Genomic DNA, 25,034 nt, shown 5'->3' with positions numbered 1-25,034 from the left:
CATTTTATGTTTCCACGCCGACGGCTGTGTCAAATTACAGCGGCCAGCAACATTGCGGTGTTGGCCGCGAGGCCAATCAACCAGATCACGGTACGCCACGGCGTCCAGCCCAACGCATAGGCAGGGACATAGAGGACACGGGCGATCAGATAGACCCAGCTGCACGCAGCCGTAAAACCGTTCGATTGGCCCGAGATTGTCAGAACAAGGGCGGCAATTGCAAACAGAACCAAACCCTCGGTATGGTTGCTGAGCGCGCGATGCAATCGCCCCGCGGCCCCCGGCCTTTCCACCGGAACGTCCCGAGGGCCCACAGCCTTATCAAGGTCGATCCTGCCATGTCCCACGGCCAGATAGACCACGAATTGCACCACCCATAGCAGCGCAGCAAGGGTCAGGACGGTCAGTTCCGGCGTCATCTGGTGGTTCCCACGATCATCACGTAGCCCGTTTAGGCCGTGCCCAAACTCAGGCGCGGCCTAAGCTTTCAAACAGGCTCCAGCACCTTGGTTTGGATATGTGCCACGCCACCGCGTTCGTGGTGCATGGCCAGTTCTTCGGATTCGATGAAATCCTGAGCCCGGTCCATATCTGTGATTTCGAACAGAGCAACCGCGTAGTCTTTGCGTTCGGGATCTTTCCAGATGTGGAGGTCGCGGATGCCCGCGGCCTCTCTCATTGGTTTGTCTTCTTCGAACACCTTCAGCCAGACATCAAAGTCAGCTACGTCGGCTTGCCAGAGAACATGTGTTGCCATGATTACAGATCCATCAGCAGGCGGCGCGGGTCTTCCAGCGCCTCTTTTACGCGAACAAGGAACGTCACCGCGCCTTTGCCGTCCACGATCCGGTGGTCATAAGACAGGGCCAGATACATCATCGGGCGGATCTTGATCTCACCGTTGATGACCATCGGGCGGTCCTGAATCTTGTGCATCCCCAGGATACCCGATTGCGGTGGGTTCAGGATCGGCGAGGACATGAGCGAGCCGTAAACACCACCGTTCGAGATGGTGAACGTGCCGCCCTGCATCTCTTCCATGCTCAGCTTGCCGTCACGGGCGCGTTTGCCTTTCTCAGCGATGGCCTTTTCGATTGCGGCAAAGGACATGCTGTCCGCGTCACGGATGACCGGAACAACCAGACCTTGCGGAGTGCCAGCTGCGACGCCCATGTGGACGAAGTTCTTGTAGACAATGTCCGTACCGTCGATCTCGGCATTTACCTCGGGCACTTCTTTTAGCGCGTGGCAGCAGGCTTTGGTGAAGAAGGACATAAAGCCCAGGCGGACGCCGTGCTTTTTCTCGAACTGGTCCTTGTACTGGCTGCGCAGGGCCATCACCTCGGTCATGTCCACCTCGTTGTAGGTGGTCAGGATCGCGGCGGTGTTCTGTGCGTCTTTCAGGCGCTTGGCGATGGTCTGGCGCAGGCGGGTCATGCGCACGCGCTCTTCGCGGGCTGCATCCTGTGCCGCAACCGGTGCTCGGGGCGCAGCTGTCGGTGCCGGGGCTGCTGCAGCAGGGGCCGGAGCCGCCGCGGTTGCGACCGCGCGGGCTACGTCTTCCTTCATGATGCGGCCATCACGACCTGTGCCCGTTACCTGACCGGCAGAAAGGCCAGCCTCGGCCATCGCTTTTTCTGCCGACGGTGCGTTGGCCACGTCTTTGCCAGTGCTTGCGGTGGCAGCTGGGGCTGCTGCTGCGGGGGCAGGAGCAGCAGACGCTCCTGCTGCGGCACCCGAGATCACGGCCAGTTTCGCGGTCGCGTCCACGGTCGCGCCCTCAGGGGCCACGATTTCCGCCAGAACGCCTGCGGCCGGTGCTGGCACCTCGACCGATACCTTGTCGGTTTCGAGCTCACACAGCATCTCATCCTGCGCGACGCTGTCACCAACCTGTTTGAACCAGGTCGAAACTGTCGCTTCGGTTACGGACTCGCCCAAGGTGGGAACCATCACGTCGACGCTGCCACCAGCCGCAGTCGGGGCTGCGGCAGGGGCCGGAGCCGCCGCCGGAGCAGGGGCCGCGCCTTCGCCTGCGGCGATCGTGGCCAGCAAAGCGTCTACACCAACGGTTTCGCCCTCGGCAGCGACGATTTCGCCCATCACGCCAGCGGCTGGCGAAGGGACTTCGACGGTGACCTTGTCGGTCTCCAACTCACACAGCATTTCATCCACGGCCACAGCGTCGCCGGGTTTCTTGAACCATGTCGCAACCGTTGCTTCGGTGACCGACTCGCCAAGCGTGGGAACTCGAACTTCAATGGACATCGATTATTTTCCTTCAATGCTCAGCGCTTCGTCGACCAGCGCTTCTTGTTGGGCTTTGTGTTGGCTGGCCAGACCCGTCGCGGGCGAGGCCGAAGTCGCGCGGCCGACATAGCGCGGCCGTGTGTGCTTGGCGCCGATGCGGGTCAGAACCCACTCGATATTCGGCTCGATAAAGGTCCAGGCACCCTGGTTCTTGGGTTCTTCCTGGCACCAGATCATCTCTGCCCCTTTGAACCGCTCAAGCTCGTTGATCAGCGAATGGGCAGGGAAGGGGTAGTACTGTTCGATCCGCAGCAGATAGACGTCGTCGATCCCGCGCGCGTCGCGTTCTTCCAGCAGGTCGTAGTAGACCTTGCCGGAACACATCACGACCCGCTTGATCTTGTCATCCTTCTGCAGCTTGGTGTCCGAGTTGCCCTTTTGGGCGTCATCCCAAAGAACCCGGTGGAAGCTGGAGCCTGTGGTGAAGTCATCAGCCGTGCTAATCGCCAGTTTGTGACGCAGCAGCGATTTAGGTGTCACCAAGATCAAGGGCTTGCGGAAGGTGCGGTGCAGCTGACGGCGCAGGATGTGGAAATAGTTCGCAGGCGTCGTACAGTTCGCCACGATCCAGTTGTCCTGACCGCACATTTGCAGGAAGCGCTCCAGCCGTGCCGAGCTGTGCTCGGGGCCTTGCCCTTCGTACCCGTGTGGCAGCAGGGTCACCAGGCCGGACATCCGCAGCCATTTGCTTTCGCCCGAGCTGATGAACTGATCGAACATGATCTGCGCACCGTTGGCAAAGTCACCAAACTGCGCCTCCCACAGGGTCAGCGCGTTGGGTTCAGCCAGTGAATAGCCGTATTCAAAACCAAGAACCGCATATTCCGAAAGCATCGAGTCGATCACTTCGTAATGCGACTGGCCTTTGCGAATGTTGTTCAGGGGATAGTACCGCTCTTCGGATTCCTGATGCACAAAGCCCGAGTGACGCTGACTGAACGTACCGCGCGTTGCGTCCTGACCGGACAGGCGGACCGGGTAGCCTTCGGTCAGAAGCGACCCAAAGGCCAAAGCCTCGCCCGTTGCCCAGTCGAACCCCTTACAGGTTTCGAACATTTGCTTTTTGTGATCCAGAAGGCGGGCGACCGTCTTGTGCACCGAGAATTCGGCCGGCGCTTGCGACAGCGCAGCTCCGACCTCAGCCAGTGTGTCCGGCGTGATTGCAGTGTCGCCGCGGACATATTCCTCTTTGTTTTTGTTCAGGTGCGACCAACGCCCGTCCAGCCAGTCGGCCTTGTTGGGTTTATAGTCTTTACCGGCCTCAAACTCATCGTTCAGATGCGCCTGGAAGGCAGCCTTCATATCCTCGATCTCGCCCTCGGGGATCAAGCCGTCTTTGACCAGGCGTTCAGTGTAAAGCGACAGCGTGGTCTTATGGGTTTTGATCTTCTTGTACATGATCGGGTTGGTGAACATGGGCTCGTCGCCCTCGTTGTGACCAAACCGGCGATAGCAGAAGATGTCGATGACCACGTCCTTGTGGAATTTCTGACGGAACTCGGTCGCAACCTTGGCCGCGTGGACCACGGCCTCGGGGTCGTCGCCGTTCACGTGGAAAATCGGTGCCTCAACCATCAGCGCAATGTCCGTCGGATACGGGCTCGAGCGCGAGAAGTGCGGTGCAGTGGTAAAGCCGATCTGGTTGTTCACCACGATATGCATGGTGCCGCCGGTCTTGTGGCCGCGCAGGCCGGACAGGCCGAACCCTTCGGCCACCACACCCTGACCCGCAAAAGCTGCGTCACCATGCAGCAGGATACCCATGACTTTGGTGCGATCAGTGTCGTTCAGCTGATCCTGTTTGGCGCGGACCTTGCCCAGAACAACCGGATTCACTGCCTCGAGGTGGCTGGGGTTTGCGGTCAGCGACAGGTGCACGCTGTTGCCATCAAAAGCACGGTCGCTGGACGCGCCCAGATGGTACTTCACGTCGCCCGAGCCATCTACATCCTCGGGCTTGAAGCTGCCGCCCTGGAACTCGTTGAAGATGGCGCGATAGGGCTTGCCCATCACATTTGCCAGAATGTTCAGGCGGCCACGGTGGGGCATGCCGATCACGATGTCCTGCACACCCAGCGCGCCGCCGCGCTTGATGATCTGTTCCATCGCGGGGATCAGCGCTTCGCCACCATCCAGGCCAAACCGCTTGGTACCCATGTATTTCACGTGCAGGAACTTCTCGAACCCTTCGGCCTCGACCATTTTGTTCAGGATCGCCTTACGGCCTTCCTTGGTGAACGCGATTTCTTTGCCGTACCCCTCAATCCGTTCCTTCAGCCACGCGGCTTGTTCGGGATCCGAGATATGCATGTACTGCAGCGCGAAGGTGCCGCAATAAGTCCGCTTCACGATATCGACAATCTGGCGCATGCTGGCCATCTGCAGGCCCAGCACGTTGTCGATAAAGATCGGCCGGTCCATGTCGGCCTCAGTGAAGCCATAGGTCTTGGGGTCCAGCTCGGGATGCGTGCTGGCCGCGCGCATGCCCAGCGGGTCCAGATCAGCGGCCAGGTGACCCCTTATCCGATAGGCCCGGATCAGCATCAGGGCCCGCAGGCTGTCCAGCACTGCGCGTTTGATCTGGTCTTCACTGACCGCGACGCCTTTGTCTGCCGCCTTGTCCTTGATCTTTTTGCCTGCCGCCTTGGCGTCGATCTCGGCCCATTCGCCCGTTAATGCACCTGTCAGATCATCTGCCGGCATCGGAGGCCAGTCGGTCCGCGCCCAGGATGGCCCTTCAGCCTCGCGCTGAACATCCGGCGTAGCATCGCCCATGGCCTTGAAGAACTCGGCCCAGGCAGCATCTACCGCGTTCGGGTCTTTGGTGTACTGGGCATACAGTTGCTCCAGATATTCGGCATTGTGCCCTTGCATAAAGCTTGAGGCATGAAAGGCAGAGTTGGGCGTATGTTCGGTCATTGGGCTACCTCATATGGGTTGGGACCGTATTGGTTGGTGCCTGGTTGGCTGGGGCGCGTAAGCCACCACAAAACCAGGAGGGGCGACACAAAAAGAACAAGCAGTGTCGGAATGACGACCAGCAACGTGGCGCGGGTAAACAGGATGTCCAGATTTCCCCCGTGCTGAAAACTCGAGGCAAGACCGATGCCAAAAATCAGAACCACTCCGGCGCCAAGGATCAGCAGGATTGGTAGCAGTGCATAAAGCCCGCTGCGCCCGGTATCATGCATCCGCCGCCACGCAACGGCCAAATGCGGGATGAACACAATCAGGCTGACGATGCTTTGCACAGGCTGCGAGGACGTCGCGGTGACCGATTTCACCTCGGCGCTTTCGCTGACCGAGACTTGCGTGAAGAACTGCCAGTCGATGATCCCGGCGATAAAGCTCCAGATCACGATGAACAGGAAAAAGAACCAGTATTCGGGCCGCGAGGCGCGGCCCGAAAAAGTGAAGAATTTGGAGAAACACGTTCTGACAGCCTCAGCAAAGGTCATGTGTTCCGTTCCTCCCCGATTAGACGGCCGAAGCCGCCATATCAGCCAATCGCTTCCAGCACAGCCTCACCCAGCTGCGCCGGACTTTCGGCCACGACGATACCGGCCGAGCGCATGGCTTCGATCTTGTCCTCGGCACCGCCCTTGCCGCCGGCGACAATCGCGCCCGCATGGCCCATGCGGCGGCCCGGAGGGGCTGTGCGGCCTGCGATGAAACCGGCGGTCGGCTTTTTGCGGCCTTTCTTGGCCTCATCCGCCAAAAACTGCGCGGCTTCTTCCTCGGCCGAGCCACCGATCTCACCGATCATGATGATCGACTCGGTTTCGTCATCGGCCAGGAACCATTCCAGCACGTCGATATGCTCGGTGCCTTTGATTGGGTCACCACCGATGCCCACACAGGTGGACTGGCCCAGTCCTACGTCAGTCGTCTGTTTCACGGCCTCATACGTAAGCGTACCCGAACGGCTTACAACACCCACGCTACCGCGTTTGTGAATGTGGCCGGGCATGATGCCGATCTTGCAGGCGTCGGGCGTGATGACACCGGGGCAGTTCGGGCCAATCAGGCGCGAATTCGAGCCTTCCAGCGCGCGTTTTACCTTCATCATGTCCAGAACCGGGATGCCTTCGGTGATGCAGACAATCACTTCCATCTCGGCATCAATCGCTTCGAGGATCGAGTCAGCCGCGAAGGGCGGCGGAACATAGATCACCGAGGCGTTGGCTTCGGTCACGTGCTTGGCTTCGTGGACCGAATTGAACACGGGCAGGTCAAGATGGGTCATCCCGCCTTTGCCGGGGGTCACGCCGCCGACCATCTTGGTGCCATAGGCGATGGCCTGTTCAGAGTGGAATGTGCCCTGCGAGCCGGTAAAGCCCTGACAGATCACTTTGGTATTTTCGTCGATGAGGACTGCCATTTGGCGTTCTCCTGTTTTAGGCGGGCCAAAGCCTACCAGAATTCTTCGGAAAGGCGGGCCGAAACCCACCCCACTGAATTGGATTAGCCTTTGACGGCCTTCACGATCTTCTCGGCACCGTCTTTCAGGTTGTCCGCCGCAATGACGTCCAGGCCAGAGGTGTTGATGATCTCTTTGCCCTTCTCGACGTTTGTACCTTCCAGACGCACGACCAGCGGAACCTGCAGGCCGACCTCTTTCACCGCGGCGACAACGCCCTCGGCGATGACGTCACAGCGCATGATACCGCCGAAGATGTTGACCAGAATGCCTTTGACGTTTTCGTCCGAGGTGATGATCTTGAATGCCTCGGTCACTTTCTCTTTGGTCGCACCGCCGCCCACGTCGAGGAAGTTGGCAGGCTCGGCACCGTAGAGTTTGATGATGTCCATCGTGGCCATCGCCAGACCCGCACCGTTCACCATACAGCCGATCTCACCATCCAGCGCGATGTAGTTCAGGTCGTATTTGCTGGCTTCCAGTTCCTTGGGGTCTTCCTCGGTCGTGTCGCGCAGCTCGGCGATATCGGGGTGGCGGTAAACCGCGTTGCCGTCAAAGCCGACCTTGGCGTCCAGCACCTTGAGGTCGCCCTTGTCCGAGATGATCAGCGGGTTGATCTCCAGCATTTCCATGTCCTTCTCGACGAAGGCTGCATAGAGCTGGCTCATAAGTTTGACGCATTGCTTGACCTGCGGGCCTTCCAGACCCAGCGAAAAGGCGATGCGGCGGCCGTGATAGGGCTGATAGCCTGTCGCGGGATCGACCGAGAAGGACAGGATTTTCTCGGGCGTTGCCGCGGCCACTTCTTCGATATCCATGCCGCCTTCGGTCGAGCAGACAAACGAGATGCGGCTGGTCTGGCGGTCGACCAGCAGGGCCAGATACAGCTCACGTTCGATGCCGGAGCCGGCTTCGATGTAAATACGGTTGACCTGCTTGCCTGCCGGTCCGGTCTGATGGGTGACCAGAGTGCGGCCCAACATCCTTTTCGCTTCTTCGGCCGCTTCTTCGACCGATTTCGTCAGACGGACACCGCCTTTTTCACCGGCGTCGGCCTCTTTGAACGAGCCCTTGCCGCGGCCACCCGCGTGGATCTGCGCCTTGACAACCCACAGAGGGCCGTCCAGTTCGCCGGCTGCGGTTTTGGCTTCCTCGGCGCGCAGAACCGCGCGTCCTTCGGAGACCGGAGCGCCATAGCTGCGAAGAAGCGCTTTGGCCTGATATTCGTGAATGTTCATCGAAACTGTCCTGTCTGACTGCGATTACACCGTTATAGGGGTGTCTAGGGGGCAAGTTTAAAGGCTTTTTTGACAGGGACGCAGTTTTTCACGAAGATTTTCATTATTTGTGATCACAGCTTTTTAACGTGTGATCACAAACGTAGAAGTTAAGCGGATATTTGATTCGTAACGGTCGACGACCTTTAGAATAAACGGATATTCAAGCTAGCGCTAACCTCGGGGTTAGCTGCGGCGCAAGCGGACGATGCCCTTTTTCAGGCCCATGATAAGTTTGCGCAACTTGCCCAGAAAGCCTTTGTCCACCAATGGGCGCACTTTCTTTGCTGTCCCGGGTGTCAGCTGTGCATCTGCCTGGATCAGGTCGTTCAGGTGACGTTCCAGATCTGGCCCAACCAGACCCGCGACGGACCGAGCGCTGTCCAATCGTTTGTCGTGTCGGCTATGGAATTTGTAATGGTGCAGCAGGCGAGGGGCGCTGTGCAGAAATCCGAACATCTCGGCCTGCCGGTAGTCGAGGAAATTGTATTCCGGTGGCAAAACGGCCAACCGCAGGTCGCTGTAGAACAGTTTCTCTCGGATCAGTGCCTGATCGGATTTCAGGTCTTCTGCGATAATCGTTTCCTGTACGTCGCGCAAAAAGTCCAGCACTTGCTCAGAGGTCCGAATTCCAACCAGTCCGCCATTCAGATGCGGGAACGCGTTGGGCAGCGGAGTTTTCCAGACGCGCTGCGCATGCTGAGAGTTGCGCAAGGGATCATGCACCATCGCTATGTCGAACCGGTCCAGGACAGTGAAGATGTCGGACATATCCGCCAGACAGCGCACGTCCGCATCCAGATAGACGGTCTTGTCAAACCGCGAGCGCACAAGGCTTTCGAACTTGGGACGGAACCAGCTTTTGTCCAGCATGTGGATTTGGTCGAAGACCTCACTCCCCGGTGCGCCCTCAACGTCGGTGAACAAATCGACGGGCTCATCGGGCATCGCAGCCTTCAGCGAAATAGCAGCGTCAACCGCGGTTTCTATGTACTGCTCACCGCTGGCTGCAATGACAAAACCCTGAGACGACATGGCAATTTCCCAAAACAAAACCCGGCCCACCTTACGGTGAACCGGGTTCCAATTTTTGGCAACAGCTAGATCAGGCCAGAGAGGCGTCGATACCTTTGCACGCTTCGATCAGGCCTTTCACGGCGTTGACCGAGTTGTCGAAACCGGCTTGCTCGTCTTCGTTCAGTTTGATGTCGACGATGCGTTCGACACCACCGGCACCGATAACGGTCGGAACGCCAACGTACAGGCCGTCTACGCCCAGCTCGCCGCTGCAATAGGCGGCGCAGGGCAGTACGCGCTTCTGGTCTTTCAGATAGGCTTCGGCCATTTCGATTGCCGAAGTGGCAGGTGCATAGTAAGCCGAACCGGTTTTCAGCAGGCCGACGATCTCGGCACCGCCATCACGGGTGCGCTGAACGATGGCGTCCAGCTTGTCCTGCGTGGTCCAGCCCATTTCGACCAGATCGGGCAGCGGGATACCGGCAACGGTCGAGTAACGCACCGACGGCACCATGGTGTCGCCGTGGCCGCCCAGAACGAATGCGGTGACGTCGCGCATCGAAACGTTGAACTCTTCCGACAGGAAGTGTGCAAAACGAGCCGAGTCCAGAACGCCAGCCATGCCGCAGACCTTGTTGTGGGGCAGGCCCGAGAACTCGCGCAGAGCCCAGACCATCGCGTCCAGCGGGTTGGTGATGCAGATCACGAACGCGTCCGGCGCATGGGCTGCGATGCCTTCGCCGACCGACTTCATGACTTTCAGGTTGATGCCCAGCAGGTCATCACGGCTCATGCCTGGTTTACGAGCAACGCCTGCGGTCACGATGCAAACGTCTGCGCCCGCGATGTCGGCATAGTCGCTGGTGCCGGACATTGCTGCGTCGAACCCTTCCGAGGGGCCGGATTCAGCGATGTCGAGCGCCTTGCCCTGCGGCAGTCCGTCTGCGATGTCGAACAGGACAACGTCACCCAGTTCTTTGACAGCTGCGAGGTGCGCAAGCGTGCCGCCGATGTTCCCCGCGCCGATCAGCGCAATCTTGGGTCTGGCCATTTGGAAAATCTCCGGTCGGAATTGAAATCGCGGTTGTGCTAGTCGTTAAATGTCTTTCGCGCAAGTGTTCAGCGGCGCGGCATGCAACCGCATACAGTTTGCGCAGCCCGACCTGATTGCGCTAAACGGCCAGTGACACAAGCCTAAACCGGGACGCCGCATGTTCGAATTGAACCTGATGTTTTTTGCCGTGGCGATCCCGGCCGTGATCTTTGCGGGTATCTCCAAGGGCGGCTTTGGCTCGGGAGTGGCCTTTGCGTCCTCTTCGATTCTGGCGCTGATTTTGGACCCGGGGCAGGCGCTTGCCCTGATGTTGCCGATCCTGATGGTGATCGACGTGGCAACGCTGGGACCCTATTGGAAACGCTGGAGCTGGCCTGACGCGCGCCTTCTGTTCCTTGGGGCCTTGCCCGGTGTCGCGCTGGGCGCGTTGTTGTTCAGGGCCACTAATGATGACCTTTTGCGCCTGTTGATCGGCGGGATCTCGATCGGCTTTGTCATATGGCACCTCGCCCAAACAAGGGGTTGGGTGCGTGGTTTTGCCAATCGACTGCCGCCATCGGCCGGAGTGTTTGCCGGGCTCGTCGCGGGGTTCACCAGCTTTGTCAGCCACGCGGGCGGGCCGCCGGCGGCTGTCTATCTGCTGTCACAGCGCCTTTCCAAAACCGAGTTTCAGGCGAGCACTGTTCTGGTTTTCTGGGTTATCAACATCGCCAAATTCGTGCCCTACGCCTTTTTGGGCCTATTCACTTGGCACACAGCCTGGGCCGATCTGCTGCTGACGCCATTCGCAATCCTTGGGGCCTGGCTGGGCGTTCGGGCGCATTTCATGATGTCTGAGCGTCTGTTCTTTGGTATCGCATACGTTCTTCTGACCCTGACGGGCAGCAAACTTATCTGGGACGCATTCACTTAAACGTTGGGCGGCAAGGCCTCGGCCATGGTTTCATAAGCCTGCCCCGAGACCACAAGGCATGTGATCCCGTCCGGCAACGTCACCGTGATCGTCCAGCTGCCGCTCTGGTCCGAGGCAAACAACTCCATCACCGTGCCCTGACGTGCGATGCCGATGCCCTGGCGGGTTTCGCCGTAGGTCTCCGTCAGCCGTTTGATCACCTCATCCCGTGGAGCACAGGTGCGGGCGTGGACCTGTTGTGCCGCCAGAACCATAATCCCAAGGCCCATCGTCATCTTGTACAGTGTCTTTTGCATCTCTGAACCCTTTTGATTCCATCCGGCCTTCAGGCTGCCCAGTGGAGACCGAAATCCGGTTAAGGGAACGCACGTTGCGCCGGGTCATACATCAGAATGCTGCGGCGCGGCGATTTTGCGCTTGAACTTTCCGACAAAAAATGCCCCATTCCGCGCAACTTTATTTCTTCGGGAGAAGCCAATGGACCCGCGCCAGCGCCCCTATCGATCTGTTCTTTACATCCCCGGCTCGAAAGATCGGGCCCAGGATAAGGCCCGCACCCTGCCGGTGGATGCGATCATTTTCGACCTCGAAGATGCCGTTGCAGCGGATGAGAAAGAGAACGCGCGCGAGACGCTCAAGGCTGCGCTGGCCGCAGGCGGGTATGGCGCACGCGTCAAGATCGTCCGTATCAACGGGTTGGACACCGAATGGGGCCGCGCTGATGCCGAGGCCGTACGCGACATGGACGCAGATGTTGTTCTGTTGCCCAAGGTGAACTCGGCCGCGGATGTGGATGCGCTGGCCGCGATCACAGGTGATCTGCCGATCTGGGCGATGATGGAAACTCCGCGTGGGATGCTGAACGCGGCTGAAATCGCGGCCCATCCGCTGATGGCGGGTTTTGTCATGGGAACCAACGATCTGGCCAAAGAGCTGCAAACCCGCTTCCGCCCCGATCGCCTGCCACTGATGACCTCGCTGGGCTTGTGCCTGCTGGCCGCCAAGACCGAAGGGCTGATCATTGTCGATGGTGTCTACAACGCGTTCAAGGACGAGGAAGGCTTGGCCGCCGAGTGTGCGCAGGGCCGTGACATGGGCTTTGACGGCAAGACCTTGATTCACCCGGCGCAGGTTGATGTCACCAATGCCGCCTACGCCCCATCGGATTCCGAAATCGATCTGGCGCGCCGCCAAATCGCCGCCTTCGAAGAGGTCGAGGCCCAAGGACAGGGCGTGGCTGTGGTTGATGGCAAAATCGTTGAGAACCTGCACGTTGTAACTGCCCGGGAAATTCTGGCAAAAGCGGAGGCGATAACAGCTTTGCAAGCGGGGTAAGCCAGCATGGGCTTTGTACTTCTGATTCTCGGCGTGGCGCTCTGGTGGGCTGCGCATCTGTTCAAGCGTGTGATGCCAGAGCAGCGCGCCGCCATGGGCGATGGCGGCAAAGGCGCGGTCGCTTTGGCTTTGGTCGCGTCTATACTGTTGATGATCTTCGGTTATCGGATGACCGACTTCATCTATGTTTGGGCCCCGCCAACGTTCATGATCCACATCAACAACCTTTTGGTTCTGATTGCGATCTTCATGATGAGCCCCGCAGGGACCAAAGGTCGGCTGTTGAACAAAGTCCGCCATCCGATGTTGGGCGGGTTCAAGCTGTGGGCGTTCGCGCACTTGCTTGTGAATGGGGATCTGGCCTCGATCATCCTGTTTGGCGGATTGCTGGCCTGGGCCGTGGTTGAAGTGATTGTGATCAACAAGTCCGAACCGGACTGGACCCCCGGCGAACCCGGCACTTATGGGAAAGACGCGATGTTCTTTGTCGCCTCGATCGTTCTGCTGGGCATCATCGGTTACATTCACGGGCTGGTCGGCCCGTCGCCTTTCCCGTCTTAAGGATTTGACATCATGGCAAAACTCTATCGTCTGTTGACCGAGGAAGATACATCCGCGTTCTGCCACAAAGTGTCCGACGCGCTGGCAAAGGGGTGGGAGCTTTATGGCGACCCGTGCTACGCTTACGACGCCACAAACAGCGTGATGCGCTGCGCACAGGCCGTGACCAAAGAGGTCGAGGCCGACTATTCACCTGACATGAAACTGGGACAGCAATAATGGCAAAAACCAATCCGGGCCGCTTTTTCGAGGATTACTCAATAGGTCAGGTGCTTCACCACGCGGTGCCACGTACGGTTACCACGGGCGAACGGGCGCTGTACCACGCGCTCTATCCTGCGCGGCATGCGCTTTATTCCTCGGACGAGTTCGCCCGGGCCTCTGGTTTGCCGGAAAGCCCGATTGATGATCTGGCTGCGTTCCACGTCGTGTTTGGCAAAACCGTCCCCGATGTTTCACTGAACGCGGTGGCCAATCTCGGGTATGCCGAAGGACGCTGGCTGAAACCGGTTTACCCCGGCGACACGCTGCGTTCGGAATCCGAGGTGATCGGCCTTAAACAGAACTCGAACGGCAAGACTGGCGTTGTCTGGGTGCGTACGCGCGGCCTGAATCAACGTGATGAGGTGGTGATCGAGTATGTCCGCTGGGTCATGGTTCGGAAATCCGATTTGGATGCACCCGCGCCCGAGACGGTCGTGCCGGAACTGAAAAAGGCACTGGACGCGCAGGATTTGGTTGTGCCCCAGGGCCTTGATTTCTCGATCTACGATTTCGCCCAAGCTGGTGAGGCCCATCGTTGGGGAGACTACGAAATCGGCGAAACGATTGACCACGTCGACGGCGTCACAGTGGAAGAGGCCGAACATATGTTGGCCACGCGCCTGTGGCAAAACACTGCCAAGGTACATTTCGACCTGACCTTCCGCCCCGAAGGACGTCTGATCTATGGGGGTCACGTGATTTCGATGGCCCGAACCCTATCGTTCAACGGTTTGGCCAACGCGCAGATGATCGTCGGCCTGAATGGTGGCGCACATGCCAACCCCTGTTTTGCCGGTGACACGATCAAGGCTTGGTCCGAGGTTCTGGACAAGGCGGAAACCGACGTTCCGGGTGTTGGAGCCGTCCGTCTGCGTCTGGTCGCCACCAAAGGTGGAGCGCCGTTCGAATTGAAAAACGAAGACGGGCGGTATCTGCCGAATGTCCTGCTGGACCTGGACTACTGGGCCCTGATGCCGAATTAACGCGATCGGTGACATTCATTTGATCGCAGCCTGCGCCAATCGTGCTAGGCTGCGGTCATGACGTTGTTCCGCACAATTGCTGCTTGCGTTTGTCTGTCGCCGCCTGCCTATGCGTGTGACCTCGCGTTGGCGTTGGCGGTGGATGTCTCAGGCTCGGTCGACAGCACGGAATACCGTATTCAGATGGACGGCCTTGCCGCCGGTTTGCGCGATCCGATTGTGTCCGAGGCTTTGGTGCGCGGACAAGCCCGTGTGATGCTGGTGCAGTGGACGGGATCGTCGCGCCAGAAAGTCACGGTTCCCTGGACACGCATCGACAGTTTCGAGGCGATAGATCAGTTTGCTGACCGGGTGGGCAATGATCCTCGGGTCTGGCGCAACTTTTCAACTGCGATCGGAGAGGCGCTGGAAACAACCATGGCCTATTTTGATGAGGTTGCTGATTGCGAACGGCATCTGATCGACATCTCGGGCGACGGCGTATCGAATGAAGGGATCGAACCGTCCGAATTGCACCGAATCCTGCGGACCCGTGGTGTGACGGTGAACGCAATTGCCATTGAGGAGACCGAGCCGGATCTGACCGCGTATTTCTTTGAAAACGTGATCGTGGGCGAGGGCGCCTTTGTCGTCTCGGCATCGGGTTTCGCTGATTATCCTGAACGCATACGTAAAAAACTGTTGCGCGAAGTGACCCAGCAAACCGCTGAATTGAAATAGTTGAATCGCAGATTCGGGGTTTCAGGCGCTAACATCACATGCCGTATAATTCATTTGTGATCACGAGTTTATTTTGCGTGATCACATATCGCAAATATCCGCCATTTTGCATCAAATATCAGCTTTTTTGCAGTTGCAGCACGTGACAGAACGGCAAAAAACAGTAAAACCTTCGGAAGCCAACCGTAAAGGAGCCAACATGGCCGATGTAAATCGGGGCAATCGCCCTCTTTCACCCCACCTTTCGATTTACCGCCCGCAACTGACTTCGGTGACCTCGATCCTTGTGCGTATCACAGGAATTGCGTCGCTGTTGGTCGCATTCTTTGTTGTCTGGTGGTTCCTGGCAGCTGCGACTTCTGAGTCGTCGTTCAGTTTTATCGATGGGCTGATGAGAAGCTGGTTGGGTGATCTGGTGATGTTCGCTGCGACCTGGGCGATTTTCTATCACATGCTGGGCCGTCTGCGTCACGTGATCTGGGACCTGGGATACTGCGTGGATGTGCGGATTTCCGAGAAGCTGGGGATCGGCATGCTGGTGCTGGCCACCATTCTCGCGTTCATCACGGCAATCGCGGTTTAAGGAGACTGGCTATGAATTATCTCACTGACCGCAAACGCGCGCAGGGAACCGGGGCTGGCGGTGAAGGCACACATCATCACTGGCAGATGATGGTCAGCTCGGCGGCTCTGGTCATTCTTGTACCGCTGTTCGTATTCGTCTTTGCCAACGGGCTTGGCAAATCATACGAAGAGGTTCTGGCCTATTACGGTCGCCCATTCCCGGCCATCGTGACCGGTCTGACGATGGTCGTCGTCATCCTGCACCTGGTGCGAGAGACACAGGTTGCGATCGAAGATTATGTCCACGGTGTCGCAGAAAAGCTGAGCCTCATGGCCGTCGCGGCGTTTGGCTACACATTGATAGCTGCTGGGCTGTTTGCCCTGATCAAGCTGGCTCTGTGAAACGCGCGGTAAGGAAATAGACAAATGACAGCTGCATACGAATACGAAACACACGAATATGACGTGGTTGTTGTCGGCGCTGGTGGTGCCGGTCTGCGCGCCACACTGGGTATGGCAGAACAGGGTCTGCGCACGGCATGCGTGACCAAGGTGTTCCCGACGCGCTCGCACACGGTTGCTGCGCAGGGTGGTATCGCCGCATCGCTTTCTAACATGGGCCCTGACCATTGGCAGTGGCACATGTATGACACCGTCAAAGGCTCGGACTGGCTGGGTGATACCGACGCGATGGAATACCTCGCGCGCGAAGCTCCCAAAGCCGTATATGAGCTGGAGCACTACGGCGTGCCCTTCAGCCGGACAGAAGAAGGCAAGATCTATCAGCGCCCCTTCGGTGGCCACACCACCGAATTCGGTGAAGGCCCTGCTGTTCAGCGGACCTGTGCTGCCGCAGACCGGACCGGCCACGCGATCCTGCACACGCTCTATGGTCAGTCGCTGAAGAACAACGCCGAGTTCTATATCGAATACTTCGCCATCGACCTGATCATGTCCGAGGATGGGCAGTGTCAGGGCGTTGTCTGCTGGAAGCTGGACGACGGCACGATGCATGTCTTCAACGCCAAGATGGTAGTGCTGGCGACCGGTGGTTACGGCCGCGCCTATTTCAGCGCCACCTCGGCCCATACCTGCACCGGCGACGGTGGCGGGATGGTGGCTCGCGCGGGTCTGGCGCTGCAGGATATGGAGTTTGTTCAGTTCCACCCGACCGGCATCTACGGTTCGGGCTGCCTGATCACCGAAGGCGCACGCGGAGAGGGCGGTTACCTGACCAATTCGGAAGGCGAACGGTTCATGGAGCGCTACGCGCCCCAGTACAAGGATTTGGCACCCCGTGACTATGTCTCGCGATCGATGACCATGGAAATCCGCGAAGGTCGTGGCCATGGTGACAACGGTGACCACATTCACCTGAACCTGTCGCACCTGCCTGCTGAAGCACTGGCAGAGCGTCTGCCGGGGATTTCGGAATCGGCGCGCGTTTTTGCGGGTGTTGACGTCACCAAAGAGCCAATCCCGGTTCTGCCGACCGTTCACTACAACATGGGCGGTATCCCGACCAACTATTGGGGTGAGGTTTTGAACCCGACCGCTGACAACCCGACCGCCGTGGTCCCTGGCCTGATGGCCGTGGGTGAGGCCGGGTGTGCTTCGGTTCACGGTGCCAACCGTCTGGGATCGAACTCGCTGATCGACCTCGTGGTGTTTGGCCGCGCGGCGGCGATCAAGGCGGGCAAGGTCGTGGACGCCGATGCGCCGAACTCGGTTCTGAACCAGGCGTCCGTCGACAAGGCGTTTGATCGTTTCGACGCGGTACGCAATGCCAGCGGCGCAATTGCGACCGCCGACCTGCGGCTTGAAATGCAGCGCACCATGCAGGAAGACGCCGCCGTCTTCCGGACCGCCAAAACCATGGCCGAAGGCGTCGAGAAAATGACGGCGATTGCCGCCAAGATGGACGATCTGAAAGTCAGTGACCGCTCACTGGTCTGGAACAGCGACCTGATGGAAACGCTGGAACTGACCAACCTGATGCCGAGCGCGTTGGCCACCATCGTCGGTGCCGAGGCGCGCAAGGAATCCCGCGGTGCCCACGCGCATGAGGATTACACCGAGCGTGACGATGAAAACTGGCGCGTTCACACCGTTTCGCGGGTCGAAGGCAACAAGGTCGATCTCAGCTATCGCCCGGTCATCGTTGATCCGCTGACAACCGAAGATGAAGGCGGCATCAGCCTTCAGAAAATCGCGCCGAAGGCGCGGACGTTCTGACCTGGTCCATTTGGAACGCACCACCCCGACCGGGTGGTGCGACTGCAATTTCTGACAGGTCGCGCTGATCACTGATCAGTGCCGAGCATTTCAGGGTGAAAGGCAGCGCCGTGTTCAGAGAAACTCGGACAAAGCGCTTTTCAGTTCTTTCGACAGATGGGCCGGTTCGCGCTCAATCGCGAAGTCGAAACAGGCTTTACGTTTTTTGGCCAACTCCTCATCCGGCAGTTTCATCACATGCTGCATCATACGAATGAGAGCTCGCGGATTTTCCGTTGAATACAACAGGTCGTGGCAGGCTTCTGGCGTTGTTTGGCGGTGGGATTCAATGTCGGGCGCGATGATAGGAAGACCAAAAGCCTGAGCCAGCATCGCAGTTCCCGAAGTGAATGTGGTGGTCGACGGCAGCACGTAAACGTGAGCCGTTGAGAAGACCTGGGGAATATCGCTATCCATGATACGTTCCGGAACAACCGAAACATTGGGGTTTGCTTGCATGCGTCGTGCAATGCGTCGACCTCCAGAAAACACACGGCCGACGACCGAGAAATGAAAGGCGTAGCCGCGGGTTGTCAGTTTTTTGGTTGCGTGTTCGACGCGGTCGATCTCACGGTTTCCCCGCATCGCACCAAATGTCAGGAAACGTGTCACATCGCGCGGTGCCATACGTCGGTTCAACGTCCGGTCTGACGGTTCGTAAACACCCAAATAACTAGGGTGGGGGATCAGTCGAATTTTGTCTGGATCAACACCATATTCTTCGATCATATGTTGCTCGGCATTTGGCGTATGCACATGAATCAGGTCGGCAAGTTCGGCCAGTTGCAGACGATAGTCGCCAAAATTGTCGCTTTGCGCCCCTTTTGCGTGGGCGTGCCGGTTGTGAATGGTCCAGATGATGCGTCCGCCGGCATCTTTGAAGCGGATCAAGCTGTCGCGCCCGTTTAGAAAAACCGTGTGCTGACTCTCACCCCTTTTGCGCGAGGCCCTAAAAAGGCGGTCATCCCAGTGCAGATGCGCGATCTTGTGTTCGGCCTGAAATTCGGGTTCAGCAAAGCGCAGAATGTCCTCGTTCCGCGCTGGGACAAGCTCATATTCCGGTCTGCAGGCAGAATACATCATGCGCTGATAGGGGTTTTGATTGCTAAAAGAAATATTGACTACTTTTGTCGGCATCTATTGTCCTGTGACCAGGTATTTTGCGCTGCATTGAGTATGCAGAAGCGTTGCTCGAGATTGGGTGCAATCGCGATTTTGCCCAATTTTCTTGCCTGTTTTCAAGGTAAAACGGTTGGCTTTCTGCGCTGCGGAGTATATCTATTAGCGGGATTTTAGCGAGGTCGGAAATGGTACAACTCACCCTGCCAAAGAACTCCCGGATCACGACCGGAAAAACCTGGCCCAAGCCTGAAGGCGCGACCAACGTTCGTAAGTTTCAGATCTACCGCTGGAACCCGGATGATGGCCAAAACCCTCGCGTTGACACCTACTTCGTCGATATGGACGCCTGCGGTCCGATGGTTCTGGACGCGCTGATCAAGATCAAGAATGAGATCGACCCGACGCTGACGTTCCGGCGTTCCTGTCGCGAGGGGATTTGCGGATCCTGTGCGATGAATATCGACGGGATCAACACCTTGGCCTGTATCTATGGCATGGATGAGATCAAGGGTGACGTGAAAGTCTATCCGCTGCCGCACATGCCGGTGGTTAAGGATCTGATTCCCGATTTGACTCATTTCTACGCACAGCATGCAAGCATCATGCCTTGGCTGGAAACCAAAACGAACCGCCCCGCGAAAGAGTGGAAGCAATCCATCGAAGATCGCAAAAAGCTTGATGGTCTGTACGAATGCGTGATGTGCGCCAGCTGCTCGACCTCGTGCCCAAGCTATTGGTGGAACGGCGACCGTTACCTTGGCCCCGCCGCATTGCTGCATGCTTATCGCTGGATCATCGACAGCCGGGATGAAGCGACAGGCGAGCGTTTGGATGAGTTGGAAGATCCGTTCAAACTGTATCGCTGCCATACGATCATGAACTGCGCCAAGACCTGCCCGAAGGGTTTGAACCCGGCCAAAGCGATTGCCGAGATCAAAAAGATGATGGTCGATCGCGCAGTTTAAAGTGATTTAAAATCATGCGCTTGCTGCTTTGCGGTGAGCGCATGCCGACATTGCAAAGTTGTGCAATGCGACCGCCCCTGATCAGCACTATCCTACGGTCAGGGAGGAGTGATGTTACCGAAAACGGGATCGCTCCGATGAAAGATCAAGAACATAAAACCAAGACAAGCCCCGCGGAAGCTCTGGAACTGTTGAACGAGGCATGGGCGTATTACGCGCCCGAACCTGCTGTAGCAGAAGAGCAGCGTGAACCGGCTCTGTTCGAATATGCAAACGCCGCCTAGACTGACGCCAGACTTGCAGTCGACGTACAAAATGGGCCATGCAGAAGCATGCCCATTTTGCTTCTTGTTCTGGCCGGCGGTGTTTTCGCCTATTTTCTCTGGCGCTCGCGGACATCCTCTTTGACCCGAGATTGCCGCTGGCGGCAGCATCGCAAAGAAGGTGTCTGGATTTGCGCATTCTGTGGCGCGCAGCAACAAGGTGACAACGCGCCAACCGAATGTCGGAAAGGGAAATAGATGGCTAACAGGGCTGAATACAGCCCATTTTAGGTGGCGTCAGGCGTTTGGAAACGCCGCTTGCAGCGCAATTTCGACCATATCCCCAAAGCTCCGCTCACGTTCCGACGACGGCAAAGCCTCTCCCGTCAGCAAGTGATCAGAGACGGTCAAAACAGCCAATGCTCGGCACTTGTGGCGCGCGGCTAGGATATACAGTTCGGCTGCTTCCATCTCGACCCCGAGAATGCCGTGGCGAACCATTTGTTCGTTCAGGTCGGGACGTTCATCGTAGAAAACATCCGACGAATAAATCCCGCCGACATGGGTTGGCGTGCCTTTGGCTGCGGCGGCCTGAGCGGCTGCTTGCAACAGTCCCCAATCGGCGCAGGGGGCAAAATTCAGCTCTTTCATAATCCCACGCGAAGGTGTGCTGAGCGTGGTGGATGTCATTGCCAGAATAACGTCCCGAACGTTCACGCTGTCTTGCATACCGCCACAGGATCCGATGCGGATCAGAGTTTTGGCGCCAAAGTCTCGGATCAATTCGTTCACGTAAATCGACAAAGATGGCATTCCCATGCCGCTGCCCTGAATTGTGACAGGATTGCCTTTCCAGTTGCCTGTAAAGCCAAGCATGCCGCGCACTTCGTTGACTTGTTCTACGTCGTCCAGAAACGTTTCGGCCGCCCATTTTGCCCGATAAGGGTCACCGGGTAATAGAACGGTTTCAGCAATATCGCCTTTTTCGGCACCAATATGAATTGTCATTTGGGATCAGTTCCAATTGGGTTTCAGATTTCTAGTTCAGAGATATCGGCGCCAGCTTGCAACGCGTCATGAATCCATTGGGGTTTCCGCCCGCGTCCGGACCATGTCTGATTTGGGTCTTCAGGATTTCTGTATTTCGCTTTTGTTTTTGATGATTTGCCGGATGGTGCTGCATCCTGAGCTAAATCACATAATGAAAAGCCAAATTCGGCAGCTGCTTTTTCCGCCGCTTCCAGAGCTTCTTTTCGCTCGCGTTTTTCGGCGTCTATCAAGGCCTTTTCAACTTGGTCACGTAATTCCAGCAATTCCTTGCGCGACAATTTATCCAGATTTACAGCCACAATTCCTCTCCCCAGAAAATTTTGATTGGCGGTGTTCGCGATGGCCCACCGTAATTCCAAAGAAAGGGATTATCTATCCCCTTAAAAGAGAGGATAGAAGCAGCGTGAATAAGTTATGCCGGCTGGTTACTCTGCAGCCATGTTCTGGGGGTCGACCAAAGTGACAATGTCCCCCATGATCGCGTTCAGCTCAAAGTTCTTGGGTGTGTAGATTTTTGCCACACCCATGGCCTTTAGCTTTGCCGCGTCGTCATCAGGGATAATCCCGCCGACAACCACTGGGATATGCTCTAGTCCTGCTTCGCGTAGCCGGTTCATGACGTCCTGCACCAGCGGGATGTGGCTTCCGGACAGGATCGACAAGCCGATCACGTGCGCGTCGTCTTCCGCTGCAGCCGTCACGATTTCTTCTGGCGTCAGGCGAATGCCCTCGTAGCTGATATCCATGCCGCAATCGCGCGCGCGGAAGGCGATCTGTTCTGCGCCGTTCGAATGCCCATCCAGCCCCGGCTTACCGACCAGAAATTTCAAGCGGCGCCCCAGCTTGTCGCTGACCGCGTCCACGGCTGCGCGCAGGTTTTCCAGCCCCTCGGTTTTGTTCGAGACCGAGCCGGACACGCCGGTCGGCCCACGATAGGTGCCGTAGACTTTGCGCATTTCCTCGGCCCATTCACCCGTGGTCACACCCGCTTTGGCGGCCGCAATCGACGGCTCCATGACGTTGGTCCCGCTTTGTGCTGCCTCGCGTAGCGCGGCAAGTGCTGCTGTGACTGCAGCCTCATCCCGTTCCTGACGCCATTCGTTCAGGCGCGCGATCTGTTCCTGTTCAACGGCCGGATCGACGACCATGATACCACCATCTTCGGTCTGCAGGGGCGAGGGTTCGCCCTCGATCCATTTGTTCACGCCAACCACAACGGTTTCATTGCGTTCGATCCGGTTCAGTCGTTCAGCGTTCGAATCCACGAGACGTGACTTCATGTACTCGATCGAGGCAACTGCGCCACCCATCGAATCCAGGTTCGCCAGTTCCGCCCGCGCACCCTCTTTCAGTTCTTCGACCTTGGCATCCACAGCGGGGTTGCCGTCGAACAGGTCGCCGTATTCCAGCAGGTCGGTTTCATAAGCCAGGATTTGTTGCATACGCATCGACCACTGTTGGTCCCACGGGCGGGGTAGACCCAGTGCTTCGTTCCACGCAGGCAGCTGCACCGCCCGTGCGCGCGCCTTTTTCGACAGGGTCACGGCCAACATCTCGATCAGGATGCGATAGACATTGTTTTCCGGCTGCTGCTCGGTCAGGCCCAGCGAGTTCACCTGAACACCGTAACGGAACCGGCGGAATTTCGGGTTCTCAACACCGTAACGCTCTTGCAGGATTTCGTCCCAAAGATCGACGAAGGCGCGCATTTTGCACATTTCGGTGACAAAGCGGATGCCCGCGTTCACAAAGAACGAAATCCGTCCACACAGGGCAGGGAAATCCTCGGCCGGGACGCGGGGACGCAGCTCATCCAGAACGGCGATGGCGGTGGCCAACGCATAGGCCAGTTCCTGTTCGGGCGTCGCGCCCGCCTCTTGCAGGTGATAGGAACACACGTTCATCGGGTTCCATTTTGGCACGTTGGTATAGCAGTACTCGGCCACGTCCGCGATCATTTTCAACGATGGCTTCGGCGGGCAAACATAGGTGCCACGGCTCAGATATTCCTTGATCAGGTCGTTCTGAACTGTGCCTTGCAGTTTAGAGACATCCGCGCCCTGTTCCTCGGCCACAGCAATATAAAGCGCCAGCAGCCACGGTGCCGTCGCGTTGATCGTCATCGAGGTGTTCATCTGTTCCAGCGGAATCTGGTCGAACAGAACCCGCATGTCCCCCAGATGACAGACGGGCACGCCAACCTTGCCCACTTCGCCGCGCGCCAGAGTGTGGTCGCTGTCGTACCCGGTCTGAGTCGGCAAATCGAAGGCCACCGAAAGACCGGTCTGGCCCTTTGCAAGGTTCCCGCGATACAGGGCGTTCGACGCTTTGGCGGTGGAGTGACCGGCATAGGTTCGGATGAGCCAGGGGCGATCTTTCTGCGTCTGCGTCATAGCTGGACCTCTTGTTTCGGGCGGGCAAGAAAATTACGTCACCGGCTTCTAAAGCGCAATTTTCGGGATATGTCAATTCGCTGCGTCGCGGCATATCGCGTTCTTCAGATTGTAGGACGCAGCGTTTGGTGGCAGGGTGCGCGCATGACGCAGACTGTAGAGCTTCCGCTTTGGCTTTTTTTGCTGATCCTGGTGTTCGCCGCGGTCACGTTTGCCTCGCATTTTTTGTTTCCATCTGTACGTTGGTTTTTTCGGCGGCGTCTGGAGCGCGCAGTAAAGCGTTTGAACCAGCGCCTTAAACGGCCGATCCAACCGTTCAAATTGGCCCACCGCCACGACATGATTCAACGCCTGATCTATGACCCGCAGGTCGGGCAGGCCTTACAGCAACACGCGCGCGAAACAGGTGTCCCAGAGGCCGTGGCCTTTGAACAGGCCCGCCGGTATGCCCGCGAGATTGTTCCGTCCTTCTCGGCTGTTGCCTATTTCAGCGTTGCAATCCGCCTGACACGGTTGTTGAGCAACGCGTTCTATCAGGTTCGGCTCAGCTACAGGGACGAAGAAGCTGTTGAGAACATCGACCCTGATGCGACGGTTGTGTTTGTCATGAACCACCGCAGCAACATGGATTATGTCTTGGTTACATACCTGGCGGCGCAGCATTCCGCGCTGTCCTATGCGGTGGGCGAGTGGGCGCGTGTATGGCCGCTAAGCCGTCTGATCCGCGCAATGGGTGCGTATTTTATCCGCCGCAAGTCGGGCAATGATCTCTATCGCCAGGTTTTGGCCTGCTACGTGCGCCATGCGACCGAAGCCGGGGTGACCCAGGCCATGTTCCCGGAAGGCGGGCTAAGCCTGTCAGGGGCATTGGGCCGCCCAAAGCTGGGATTGCTGAAGTACATTATCGACGGAACTTCAGCGGACGGGCGCGACGTTGTGTTCGTACCCGTGGCGCTGAACTACGATCGTGTGCTGGAGGATACGATTCTGACCCGGGCTTCATTGGGCAACGAACGCCGGTTTCGTGCCAAGATCGGAGTAATCGCCGGGTGGATACTCAAACAGATCTGGCGGCGTATCACCGGGCGATACAAACGGTTCGGGATTGCCTCGGTCCGGTATGGCCACCCGGTTTCCTTACGCGCGTTTCGGGCCGATCACCCGCGCGACTTGATGACAGATCTGGCCCGCGCCCTAATGGCGGAAATCCGCGACGCGATCCCGTTGGTACCAGTTCCTGCAGCGTGTTGGTTGATGCAACAACACCCGGAATTGCCCGAAGCCGATGCGGTCCAGATGATCGTCGACATGATGCGGCGGAACGGGATTCCTGACGAAGAAAACCGCACTTCGGTCGAAGCCGCGATCGATCAATTGGTCGATCGCCGTATTCTGAAGCGGCTCGACGGCAAAATATCCCAATCAGGCCAAAGGGTTGATCTGCTGGAGTACTACGCAGCGTCTGCTCCGTTGGGGCAAAATGCTGGTGATGCTGCGGGCGCAAAAGATTTTTCTGCACCCGCTGGGTCATAAAATTTCAAAACAACGC

Annotated in this window: 26 protein-coding genes; 12 read left to right on the top strand and 14 right to left on the bottom strand. The window is 57.8% G+C overall.

Annotated elements, in window-relative coordinates; translation table 11 throughout:
* Positions 1 to 29: 29 nt before the first annotated feature.
* From GOV53_RS12550 to mdh, 9 genes are all read right to left on the bottom strand, one after another.
* Positions 30 to 419, bottom strand: a complete 390-nt coding sequence (locus GOV53_RS12550; protein WP_170467132.1) for an MAPEG family protein — start codon at positions 417 to 419, stop codon at positions 30 to 32.
* A 68-nt stretch (positions 420 to 487) separates the two neighbouring features.
* Positions 488 to 757: a hypothetical protein gene (locus GOV53_RS12545; RefSeq protein WP_170467130.1), complete on the bottom strand. Its 270-nt coding sequence runs from the start codon at positions 755 to 757 to the stop codon at positions 488 to 490.
* A gap of 2 nt (positions 758 to 759) precedes the next feature.
* Positions 760 to 2,268 carry a 2-oxoglutarate dehydrogenase complex dihydrolipoyllysine-residue succinyltransferase gene (odhB, locus tag GOV53_RS12540; RefSeq protein ID WP_170467129.1) on the bottom strand — a complete coding sequence of 503 codons (1,509 nt, stop codon included), beginning with the start codon at positions 2,266 to 2,268 and terminating at the stop codon, positions 760 to 762.
* 3 nt (positions 2,269 to 2,271) lie between these two features.
* On the bottom strand, positions 2,272 to 5,229 hold the full coding sequence (locus GOV53_RS12535) for a 2-oxoglutarate dehydrogenase E1 component (RefSeq protein WP_170467127.1): 2,958 nt from the start codon (positions 5,227 to 5,229) through the stop codon (positions 2,272 to 2,274).
* The gene (locus GOV53_RS12530) at positions 5,226 to 5,768 is read right to left on the bottom strand and encodes a DUF805 domain-containing protein (RefSeq protein WP_170467125.1); all 543 of its coding nucleotides are present in this window, start codon (positions 5,766 to 5,768) and stop codon (positions 5,226 to 5,228) included. Before GOV53_RS12530 ends, GOV53_RS12535 begins: the two co-directional genes overlap by 4 nt.
* Positions 5,769 to 5,809: 41 nt before the next feature.
* Positions 5,810 to 6,691, bottom strand: a complete 882-nt coding sequence (sucD, locus tag GOV53_RS12525; RefSeq protein WP_010443702.1) for a succinate--CoA ligase subunit alpha — start codon at positions 6,689 to 6,691, stop codon at positions 5,810 to 5,812.
* 83 nt (positions 6,692 to 6,774) lie between these two features.
* On the bottom strand, positions 6,775 to 7,968 hold the full coding sequence (sucC, locus tag GOV53_RS12520) for an ADP-forming succinate--CoA ligase subunit beta (RefSeq protein WP_170467123.1): 1,194 nt from the start codon (positions 7,966 to 7,968) through the stop codon (positions 6,775 to 6,777).
* 225 nt (positions 7,969 to 8,193) lie between these two features.
* Entirely contained in the window at positions 8,194 to 9,042 is an 849-nt protein-coding gene (locus tag GOV53_RS12515) for a putative nucleotide-diphospho-sugar transferase (protein WP_170467121.1), read from the bottom strand.
* Between the two features lie 70 nt (positions 9,043 to 9,112).
* On the bottom strand, positions 9,113 to 10,075 hold the full coding sequence (mdh, locus tag GOV53_RS12510; RefSeq protein WP_170427021.1) for a malate dehydrogenase: 963 nt from the start codon (positions 10,073 to 10,075) through the stop codon (positions 9,113 to 9,115).
* Positions 10,076 to 10,235: 160 nt separating this feature from the next.
* Here mdh and GOV53_RS12505 point away from each other — a divergent pair, with 160 nt between their 5' ends.
* Positions 10,236 to 10,991, top strand: a complete 756-nt coding sequence (locus GOV53_RS12505) for a sulfite exporter TauE/SafE family protein (protein WP_170467119.1) — start codon at positions 10,236 to 10,238, stop codon at positions 10,989 to 10,991.
* Here the strand turns inward: GOV53_RS12505 and GOV53_RS12500 are convergent.
* Complete coding sequence (locus GOV53_RS12500) at positions 10,988 to 11,287, bottom strand: hypothetical protein (protein WP_170467117.1); 300 nt, start codon at positions 11,285 to 11,287, stop codon at positions 10,988 to 10,990. The genes GOV53_RS12505 and GOV53_RS12500 overlap by 4 nt on opposite strands.
* Before the next feature lie 181 nt (positions 11,288 to 11,468).
* On the opposite strand from GOV53_RS12500, the gene GOV53_RS12495 reads away from it, so the two are divergent.
* From GOV53_RS12495 to sdhA, 8 genes are all read left to right on the top strand, one after another.
* On the top strand, positions 11,469 to 12,326 hold the full coding sequence (locus GOV53_RS12495; RefSeq protein WP_170467115.1) for an HpcH/HpaI aldolase/citrate lyase family protein: 858 nt from the start codon (positions 11,469 to 11,471) through the stop codon (positions 12,324 to 12,326).
* A gap of 6 nt (positions 12,327 to 12,332) precedes the next feature.
* On the top strand, positions 12,333 to 12,887 hold the full coding sequence (locus tag GOV53_RS12490; protein WP_170467113.1) for an NnrU family protein: 555 nt from the start codon (positions 12,333 to 12,335) through the stop codon (positions 12,885 to 12,887).
* A gap of 12 nt (positions 12,888 to 12,899) precedes the next feature.
* The gene (locus tag GOV53_RS12485; protein WP_170427026.1) at positions 12,900 to 13,106 is read left to right on the top strand and encodes a DUF1737 domain-containing protein; all 207 of its coding nucleotides are present in this window, start codon (positions 12,900 to 12,902) and stop codon (positions 13,104 to 13,106) included.
* On the top strand, positions 13,106 to 14,134 hold the full coding sequence (locus tag GOV53_RS12480) for a MaoC family dehydratase (RefSeq protein WP_170467111.1): 1,029 nt from the start codon (positions 13,106 to 13,108) through the stop codon (positions 14,132 to 14,134). The genes GOV53_RS12485 and GOV53_RS12480 overlap by 1 nt, the downstream gene beginning before the upstream one ends.
* 57 nt (positions 14,135 to 14,191) lie before the next feature.
* Positions 14,192 to 14,854, top strand: a complete 663-nt coding sequence (locus tag GOV53_RS12475; protein ID WP_170467109.1) for a DUF1194 domain-containing protein — start codon at positions 14,192 to 14,194, stop codon at positions 14,852 to 14,854.
* A 199-nt stretch (positions 14,855 to 15,053) separates the two neighbouring features.
* Complete coding sequence (gene sdhC, locus GOV53_RS12470; protein WP_170467107.1) at positions 15,054 to 15,437, top strand: succinate dehydrogenase, cytochrome b556 subunit; 384 nt, start codon at positions 15,054 to 15,056, stop codon at positions 15,435 to 15,437.
* Between the two features lie 11 nt (positions 15,438 to 15,448).
* Positions 15,449 to 15,820 (top strand): succinate dehydrogenase, hydrophobic membrane anchor protein, encoded by a 372-nt coding sequence (gene sdhD, locus GOV53_RS12465; protein ID WP_170467105.1) that lies wholly within the window; start codon positions 15,449 to 15,451, stop codon positions 15,818 to 15,820.
* A gap of 24 nt (positions 15,821 to 15,844) precedes the next feature.
* Positions 15,845 to 17,653, top strand: a complete 1,809-nt coding sequence (sdhA, locus tag GOV53_RS12460) for a succinate dehydrogenase flavoprotein subunit (RefSeq protein WP_170467103.1) — start codon at positions 15,845 to 15,847, stop codon at positions 17,651 to 17,653.
* A gap of 114 nt (positions 17,654 to 17,767) precedes the next feature.
* On the opposite strand, the gene GOV53_RS12455 is transcribed toward sdhA, so the two are convergent.
* Positions 17,768 to 18,829 (bottom strand): glycosyltransferase family 4 protein, encoded by a 1,062-nt coding sequence (locus GOV53_RS12455; RefSeq protein WP_170467102.1) that lies wholly within the window; start codon positions 18,827 to 18,829, stop codon positions 17,768 to 17,770.
* Positions 18,830 to 18,999: 170 nt separating this feature from the next.
* On the opposite strand from GOV53_RS12455, the gene GOV53_RS12450 reads away from it, so the two are divergent.
* Positions 19,000 to 19,779 (top strand): succinate dehydrogenase iron-sulfur subunit, encoded by a 780-nt coding sequence (locus GOV53_RS12450; RefSeq protein ID WP_170467100.1) that lies wholly within the window; start codon positions 19,000 to 19,002, stop codon positions 19,777 to 19,779.
* 137 nt (positions 19,780 to 19,916) lie between these two features.
* A complete protein-coding gene (locus GOV53_RS12445; protein ID WP_170467098.1) occupies positions 19,917 to 20,063 on the top strand; it encodes a hypothetical protein in 147 nt (48 codons plus the stop codon).
* A 276-nt stretch (positions 20,064 to 20,339) separates the two neighbouring features.
* Here the strand turns inward: GOV53_RS12445 and deoD are convergent, their stop codons facing one another.
* From deoD to GOV53_RS12430, 3 genes are all read right to left on the bottom strand, one after another.
* On the bottom strand, positions 20,340 to 21,050 hold the full coding sequence (gene deoD, locus GOV53_RS12440; protein WP_170467096.1) for a purine-nucleoside phosphorylase: 711 nt from the start codon (positions 21,048 to 21,050) through the stop codon (positions 20,340 to 20,342).
* 23 nt (positions 21,051 to 21,073) lie between these two features.
* Positions 21,074 to 21,391, bottom strand: a complete 318-nt coding sequence (locus GOV53_RS12435) for an H-NS histone family protein (protein ID WP_170467094.1) — start codon at positions 21,389 to 21,391, stop codon at positions 21,074 to 21,076.
* 126 nt (positions 21,392 to 21,517) lie between these two features.
* A complete protein-coding gene (locus GOV53_RS12430; RefSeq protein WP_170467092.1) occupies positions 21,518 to 23,485 on the bottom strand; it encodes a protein meaA in 1,968 nt (655 codons plus the stop codon).
* Between the two features lie 144 nt (positions 23,486 to 23,629).
* Between GOV53_RS12430 and GOV53_RS12425 the strand changes: the two genes are divergently transcribed.
* A complete protein-coding gene (locus GOV53_RS12425; RefSeq protein ID WP_170467090.1) occupies positions 23,630 to 25,018 on the top strand; it encodes a 1-acyl-sn-glycerol-3-phosphate acyltransferase in 1,389 nt (462 codons plus the stop codon).
* Positions 25,019 to 25,034 lie beyond the last annotated feature (16 nt).

This window comes from Ruegeria arenilitoris (assembly GCF_013035315.1).
Classification (GTDB): domain Bacteria; phylum Pseudomonadota; class Alphaproteobacteria; order Rhodobacterales; family Rhodobacteraceae; genus Ruegeria; species Ruegeria arenilitoris_D.
The sequence above is the reverse complement of the archived record's forward strand: the minus strand, read 5'-3'. Positions and strand labels throughout refer to the sequence as shown.

Excerpts from the sequence above, each read along its gene's own strand:
- GOV53_RS12550 (WP_170467132.1), bottom strand. The coding sequence starts at position 419 with ATGACGCCGGAACTGACCGTCCTGACCCTTGCTGCGCTGCTATGGGTG.
- GOV53_RS12545 (WP_170467130.1), bottom strand. The coding sequence starts at position 757 with ATGGCAACACATGTTCTCTGGCAAGCCGACGTAGCTGACTTTGATGTC.
- odhB (WP_170467129.1), bottom strand. The coding sequence starts at position 2,268 with ATGTCCATTGAAGTTCGAGTTCCCACGCTTGGCGAGTCGGTCACCGAA.
- GOV53_RS12535 (WP_170467127.1), bottom strand. The coding sequence starts at position 5,229 with ATGACCGAACATACGCCCAACTCTGCCTTTCATGCCTCAAGCTTTATG.
- GOV53_RS12530 (WP_170467125.1), bottom strand. The coding sequence starts at position 5,768 with ATGACCTTTGCTGAGGCTGTCAGAACGTGTTTCTCCAAATTCTTCACT.
- sucD (WP_010443702.1), bottom strand. The coding sequence starts at position 6,691 with ATGGCAGTCCTCATCGACGAAAATACCAAAGTGATCTGTCAGGGCTTT.
- sucC (WP_170467123.1), bottom strand. The coding sequence starts at position 7,968 with ATGAACATTCACGAATATCAGGCCAAAGCGCTTCTTCGCAGCTATGGC.
- GOV53_RS12515 (WP_170467121.1), bottom strand. The coding sequence starts at position 9,042 with ATGTCGTCTCAGGGTTTTGTCATTGCAGCCAGCGGTGAGCAGTACATA.
- mdh (WP_170427021.1), bottom strand. The coding sequence starts at position 10,075 with ATGGCCAGACCCAAGATTGCGCTGATCGGCGCGGGGAACATCGGCGGC.
- GOV53_RS12505 (WP_170467119.1), top strand. The coding sequence starts at position 10,236 with ATGTTCGAATTGAACCTGATGTTTTTTGCCGTGGCGATCCCGGCCGTG.
- GOV53_RS12500 (WP_170467117.1), bottom strand. The coding sequence starts at position 11,287 with ATGCAAAAGACACTGTACAAGATGACGATGGGCCTTGGGATTATGGTT.
- GOV53_RS12495 (WP_170467115.1), top strand. The coding sequence starts at position 11,469 with ATGGACCCGCGCCAGCGCCCCTATCGATCTGTTCTTTACATCCCCGGC.
- GOV53_RS12490 (WP_170467113.1), top strand. The coding sequence starts at position 12,333 with ATGGGCTTTGTACTTCTGATTCTCGGCGTGGCGCTCTGGTGGGCTGCG.
- GOV53_RS12485 (WP_170427026.1), top strand. The coding sequence starts at position 12,900 with ATGGCAAAACTCTATCGTCTGTTGACCGAGGAAGATACATCCGCGTTC.
- GOV53_RS12480 (WP_170467111.1), top strand. The coding sequence starts at position 13,106 with ATGGCAAAAACCAATCCGGGCCGCTTTTTCGAGGATTACTCAATAGGT.
- GOV53_RS12475 (WP_170467109.1), top strand. The coding sequence starts at position 14,192 with ATGACGTTGTTCCGCACAATTGCTGCTTGCGTTTGTCTGTCGCCGCCT.
- sdhC (WP_170467107.1), top strand. The coding sequence starts at position 15,054 with ATGGCCGATGTAAATCGGGGCAATCGCCCTCTTTCACCCCACCTTTCG.
- sdhD (WP_170467105.1), top strand. The coding sequence starts at position 15,449 with ATGAATTATCTCACTGACCGCAAACGCGCGCAGGGAACCGGGGCTGGC.
- sdhA (WP_170467103.1), top strand. The coding sequence starts at position 15,845 with ATGACAGCTGCATACGAATACGAAACACACGAATATGACGTGGTTGTT.
- GOV53_RS12455 (WP_170467102.1), bottom strand. The coding sequence starts at position 18,829 with ATGCCGACAAAAGTAGTCAATATTTCTTTTAGCAATCAAAACCCCTAT.
- GOV53_RS12450 (WP_170467100.1), top strand. The coding sequence starts at position 19,000 with ATGGTACAACTCACCCTGCCAAAGAACTCCCGGATCACGACCGGAAAA.
- GOV53_RS12445 (WP_170467098.1), top strand. The coding sequence starts at position 19,917 with ATGAAAGATCAAGAACATAAAACCAAGACAAGCCCCGCGGAAGCTCTG.
- deoD (WP_170467096.1), bottom strand. The coding sequence starts at position 21,050 with ATGACAATTCATATTGGTGCCGAAAAAGGCGATATTGCTGAAACCGTT.
- GOV53_RS12430 (WP_170467092.1), bottom strand. The coding sequence starts at position 23,485 with ATGACGCAGACGCAGAAAGATCGCCCCTGGCTCATCCGAACCTATGCC.
- GOV53_RS12425 (WP_170467090.1), top strand. The coding sequence starts at position 23,630 with ATGACGCAGACTGTAGAGCTTCCGCTTTGGCTTTTTTTGCTGATCCTG.